The following is a 5,127-nucleotide window of genomic DNA, read 5'->3' as shown; positions in this document are numbered from 1 at the left end:
CGGGCAAGCCACACGCCTGCGCCTGACCTGGATGCTGCTGGGCTGTATTCCCGCCGCTTTTATTGCGCTGTCACGGGTTTACCTGGGCGCGCATTGGCCCACGGACATACTGGCCGGCACGCTGCTGGCGATGACGGTGTGCGCCTTCAGCCTGGCCGTCATCCAGTATCGAAGCCCGCTGCCGGCCATGCCGCAGAAAACCTGGTGGCTGCTGCTCCCGGTGCTGGTGGCGGTGCTGAGCTTTATCGCCCTCACCGGCACACCCCACGCCCTGTTGCGCTACGCCTACTGAGTGAACAATTCGCCCTGCAACTCGTCGAGCAGCATCTGGATCGCATCCAGGCGTTGCTGCGGGTCATCGAGTTGCAGCAGGTCGATCTTGTCGGCCTCGGTGAACGGTAGCAGATACGCCAGCTGATTGCCCAAGGCTTGCTGACCCTCGGCATGCGCGTCCATGTCCAGCGAAGCCACCATCGGGTGCTCGGCCAGGGCCTGGAGCAACGCCAGCAGGTCGGCGTCCTCTTCTTCCAAAGGCTGGTCGGGCAGCTCTTCGAGCCATTGCACCTCGGCCACCAGCAACTGATCCTTCTGCACGCCGGCGTCGCGCACGCGGAAGCGGCGGCCACCTTCGACGCGAATCCCCAGCAGGCCGTTGTCCTGCTGTTTAAAATCGCGGATCAGCGCTTCACAACCGATCAGCGCGTAGCCGTCCGGGGCCATGCCGACTTCCTTGCCGTCGAGGATGCACACCACACCAAAGCTTTCGCCCTTTTTCATGCAGCGGCTGATCATGTCCAGGTAGCGCGCCTCGAACAGTTGCAAGTCGAGGGTGCAGCCAGGGAACAGCACGGTATTGAGCGGGAACAGCGCCAGACTCATAAAGGTTTCCTTAAACCTGGTTTAAACGATCACCGACACGGCCAACGGCAGGAAAACCGCCGTGCCCACGCCCATCAGACTCATGGCCAACGCCGCGAAGGCGCCGCACTCTTCACTTTCCTGCAAGGCCACCGAGGTGCCGACGGCGTGGGCGGTCATGCCCAGCGCCATGCCACGCGCCTCGGGGCTGTGCACACCGAGGCGCGACAGGTACGCCGGGCCGATCATCGCGCCGATCACCCCGGTGATCAGCACAAACACCGCCGCCAGCGCAGCCACGCCACCGATCTGCTCAGCCACCAGCATGGCAATCGGCGAGGTCACCGACTTGGGCGCCATGGTCATCAGCATCATGTGTTCGGCGCCGAACCACCAGCCCAGCAGCACACACAAGCCGGTGGCCACCACCCCGCCTATCACCAGCGTAGTAAAAATCGGCCAGAACAATTGACGAATCCGTCGCAGGTTCAAGAACAGCGGCACCGCCAAAGCCACCGTCGCCGGACCGAGCAGGATGCCCATGATCTCGGTGCTCTTGCGGTACTCGACGTAGGTCAGGCCGCAACTGAGCAGCACGCCGATCACCAGCAGCATGGACACCAGCACCGGCTGCAGGAAGACCCAGCGGGTTTTCTCGAATGCCGCCAGCACCAGTTGATAGGCGCCGAGGGTGATGCCGATGCCGAACAACGGATGATGAATAACCGCAGCCCACGCGCCCTGCCAGTCGCCGATCATTGATCGCGCTCCTTGCGCTTGACCATGCGCTGCATCAGCACGCCGACAAAACCCATGGCGATCACCAGCGACAAAACGAGCGCGCCGATGATGGCCCAGAAATCGGCGGCAATGTCCTTGGCGTAGACCATCACGCCCACCGCCGGCGGCACCAGCAGCAACGGCAAGTAACGTAACAGGCTGCTGGCGGCCAGGCTCAGGGGCTCGCCGACTTCACCGCGCCAGATCAAAAAAACCAGCATCAGCAGCAAGCCAATAATCGGCCCCGGCAGCACCGGCAACAGCAAATGGTTGATCGCGGTGCCGATCAATTGAAACAGCACCAGCCAGGTCAGGCCCCGTAACAGCATCGCTCTCTCCCCCCTCTAAAGCTGGGACGCATTATAAGCACGCCCGCCATATGCTTCGGCATTCGCCAAAAGCATGGTGGGTTGACCGAGTGGGTTGCCCATGATGATCTACATTGGTTCTCTGTAACTCATAAAAAACAGAATCGATGAACCAAGGAGAGTCGCAATGCCCTATGTACCTGTAGCGCAGCTCAAAGATTATGTCGGCAAGGAACTGGGACGTTCCGAATGGCTCACCATCGACCAGGCGCGTATCAACCTGTTCGCAGAAGCCACCGGCGATCATCAGTTCATCCACGTCGACCCGATCAAGGCCGCCAAGACCCCGTTTGGCAGCACCATCGCCCACGGTTTCCTGTCGCTGTCGTTGATGCCCAAGCTGATGGAAGACATCCTGATCATGCCCGAAGGCCTGAAGATGGCGGTCAACTATGGGCTGGACAGCGTGCGTTTTATCCAGCCGGTAAAGGTTAATTCCAAAGTCCGCCTGAACGTCACCCTCACCGACGTGACCGAGAAAAAACCTGGCCAATGGCTATTTAAGGCCACCGCCACCCTGGAAATCGAAGGCCAGGAAAAACCTGCTTACATCGCCGAGTCGCTGTCACTCTGCTTCGTGTAAGGCCGGGCCTGTGGCGAGGCAACAAACCTTGCCACAGTGTATGTAAATTTATGTATGAAACTCGCAGCTGCGGCATACTCGGCGCTCAATTATCCGGATCCCGCTATGCGCCCACTCGCTCCCCTTGCCCTTGCCCTGTTGCTCACCGCTTGCGGAGACGGCGAATCGCTGTTGCCGCCCGATGCGCGCCTGCCCGACGGCGGCCGTTACCGGGGTGATGTGGTCAACGGTTTGCTGCAAGGCCAGGGCCGCGTGGACTACCCCAATGGCAGTTGGTACGCCGGCCAGTTCGACAAAGGCCAGTGGCACGGCCAGGGCGAATGGCATGGCAGCAACGGCGAGGTCTATAAAGGCCAGTTCCAGCAAGGCCTGTTCGATGGCCAAGGCAGCCTGACCACGGCGGGCAGCAGCTACGTCGGCGGTTTCAAGAACGGGCGACGCAACGGCGAAGGCACCCTCAAAGAGGGGCAGATGACCTATCGCGGCGAATTCAAAAACGATCAATATTCCGGCCTTGGCCGCCTGGAATTGGCCGACGGCAGCCAGTACCAGGGCCAGTTCGTGCACGGCAAACCCAATGGTGAAGGCCAGCGCAACGACGACAGTGGCAACCAGTTCAGTGGTCGTTTTGTCGATGGTCAGCTTGAAGGCAATGGCACCTTCAACAGTGCCGACGGCGATATCTATGTCGGCCAGTTCAAACAGAACCAGCTCAACGGCAAGGGCCGTTATGAAAACGCCGACGGCGACGTGTGGATCGGCCAGTTCAAGGAAGGCGCGCTCAGCGGCAAAGGCGAGTTGATCGGTGTGGACGGCAGCCACTACGTGGGCCAGTTCAGCGAATGGCGCTTCAGCGGCGAAGGCCGTCTGAACCTCACCGACGGCAGTTTCTATGTCGGTGGTTTCGACAGCGACAGCTACCAGGGCAAAGGCACCCTGGTACTCACCGACGGCACCGTGCAGGCCGGCACTTGGGTCAACGGCATGCGCGTGCGCGATGCCGACGGCAAGTTGCTGCCCGACCCACTGGAGGTCGGCATACTGGCCCAGGGCCGCTTGCTCGATGCCGCCCTTGCCGCCGTGCCACCCTCCACGCCTGCCGTCGAGCTGTACACCCTGGTATTGGCCGGCGATGGCAAACAAAGCGTGTTCCTGCGCGAAGCCGATTACGTCAGCAACATGCTCGCCACGCGCTTCGGTGCGCGCGGGCAGATTCGTCTGGTCAACCACCGCGACCACATCGCCGACCGCCCGCTGGCCACCCGCGAAAGCCTGCGCCGCGCTGTGCAAACCCTGGCCGAACGCACCGGGCCGCAAGACCTGGTGTTTATCTACATGACCAGCCACGGCACCCACGAACATGAACTGGTACTCGACCAGCCGCGCATGGAGCTGGCCGACCTGCCCGCCGACGAGCTGGCCGCCGTGCTTGCGCCGCTCAAGGACCGCGACAAGATCATCGTGATTTCCGCCTGCTACTCCGGTGGGTTTATCCCGGCCCTGAAGGACGAGCACACGCTGATCATGACCGCCTCGCGCGCGGATCGCGTGTCCTTCGGTTGCTCCGAGGAAGCGGACTTCACCTACTTCGGCGACGCCTTGTTCGCCCAGGCCTTCAACCAGACCGACGATTTGCAACAAGCCTTCAAACTGGCGCAGCTGCACGTGGCCGAGCGTGAACAGGCGGACAACTTCGAAGCCTCTGAACCGCAGATCTGGGCGCCCAAAGGCGTGATCGCCCACTGGCAATTGTTACGTAAACAGCAGGCACGAAAGGCGCTCGAAAGCGTCTCAATGAATAGCAAGGAAGCCAAAGGCAACTAAGCTGTAACGTGTAACAAGGGGGAAACACCATGTACCTGACACCTCAGCATATCCTGCTCGCCGGCGCCTCCGGCCTGACCGGCGAACACCTGCTCGACCGCCTGCTCAACGAACCCACGGTGACCCGCGTACTGGCACCTAGCCGCAAGCCGTTGGCCGAGCACCCACACCTGGAAAACCCGGTGGGTGACCCGGCGGTGTTCCTGCCGCAACTGAGCGGCCAGGTTGATATCGCCTTCTGCTGCCTGGGCACCACGATTAAAAAAGCCGGTTCAGAAGAAGCCTTCCGTGCGGTCGACCTGGACATGGTGGTGGCCTTCGCCAAGCGCGCACGGGAGATGGGCGCTCGGCACCTGATCGTGATCAGCGCGATTGGCGCCGACCCGAAGTCCTCGATTTTCTACAACCGCGTCAAAGGCGAAATGGAGCAAGCGCTCAAGGCTCAGGACTGGCCGCAACTGACCATCGTGCGGCCTTCGTTGCTGCTGGGGGAACGCTTGGAATCGCGCCTGGCCGAGAAAATCGCCGGGCCGTTATCGCGGTTGATTCCGGGCAAATACCACGGTATCGAAGTCTGCGAACTGGCCCGCGCCATGTGGCGCCTGGCGCTGGAAGAGCAGGATGGCGTGCGGGTGGTGGAGTCGGATGAGTTGCGCAAGCTCGGCAAATGATCTAGCAGCGCCTGTGCGGGCCCCATCGCAGGCAAGCCAGCTC

Annotated in this window: 7 protein-coding genes; 4 read left to right on the top strand and 3 right to left on the bottom strand. The window is 61.6% G+C overall.

Going from position 1 to position 5,127, the window contains the following annotated elements; translation table 11 throughout:
• On the top strand, positions 1-292 hold a 292-nt coding region (locus FEM54_RS23895), incomplete at its 5' end, for a phosphatase PAP2 family protein (protein WP_138453377.1).
• Here the strand turns inward: FEM54_RS23895 and FEM54_RS23890 are convergent.
• The 3 genes from FEM54_RS23890 to FEM54_RS23880 are packed head-to-tail and all read right to left on the bottom strand — an operon-like array spanning position 286 to position 1,967.
• The gene (locus tag FEM54_RS23890) at positions 286-879 is read right to left on the bottom strand and encodes an LON peptidase substrate-binding domain-containing protein (RefSeq protein ID WP_017136044.1); all 594 of its coding nucleotides are present in this window, start codon (positions 877-879) and stop codon (positions 286-288) included. The two genes, FEM54_RS23895 and FEM54_RS23890, sit on opposite strands and share 7 nt — an antisense overlap.
• Before the next feature lie 21 nt (positions 880-900).
• The gene (locus tag FEM54_RS23885; RefSeq protein ID WP_017136043.1) at positions 901-1,617 is read right to left on the bottom strand and encodes an LrgB family protein; all 717 of its coding nucleotides are present in this window, start codon (positions 1,615-1,617) and stop codon (positions 901-903) included.
• Positions 1,614-1,967 (bottom strand): CidA/LrgA family protein, encoded by a 354-nt coding sequence (locus FEM54_RS23880; RefSeq protein ID WP_138453376.1) that lies wholly within the window; start codon positions 1,965-1,967, stop codon positions 1,614-1,616. Before FEM54_RS23880 ends, FEM54_RS23885 begins: the two co-directional genes overlap by 4 nt.
• 166 nt (positions 1,968-2,133) lie before the next feature.
• Between FEM54_RS23880 and FEM54_RS23875 the strand changes: the two genes are divergently transcribed.
• The 3 genes from FEM54_RS23875 to FEM54_RS23865 all read left to right on the top strand — a co-directional run bounded on the left by FEM54_RS23875 (position 2,134) and on the right by FEM54_RS23865 (position 5,084).
• Entirely contained in the window at positions 2,134-2,589 is a 456-nt protein-coding gene (locus FEM54_RS23875) for a MaoC family dehydratase (RefSeq protein WP_099547585.1), read from the top strand.
• 105 nt (positions 2,590-2,694) lie between these two features.
• Positions 2,695-4,413, top strand: a complete 1,719-nt coding sequence (locus tag FEM54_RS23870; protein WP_017136041.1) for a C13 family peptidase — start codon at positions 2,695-2,697, stop codon at positions 4,411-4,413.
• Between the two features lie 29 nt (positions 4,414-4,442).
• Positions 4,443-5,084 carry an oxidoreductase gene (locus tag FEM54_RS23865; protein WP_017136040.1) on the top strand — a complete coding sequence of 214 codons (642 nt, stop codon included), beginning with the start codon at positions 4,443-4,445 and terminating at the stop codon, positions 5,082-5,084.
• Positions 5,085-5,127: the final 43 nt, after the last annotated feature.

This window comes from Pseudomonas edaphica (assembly GCF_005863185.1).
In the GTDB taxonomy this organism is placed as follows: Bacteria; Pseudomonadota; Gammaproteobacteria; order Pseudomonadales; family Pseudomonadaceae; genus Aquipseudomonas; species Aquipseudomonas edaphica.
The sequence above is the reverse complement of the archived record's forward strand: the minus strand, read 5'-3'. Positions and strand labels throughout refer to the sequence as shown.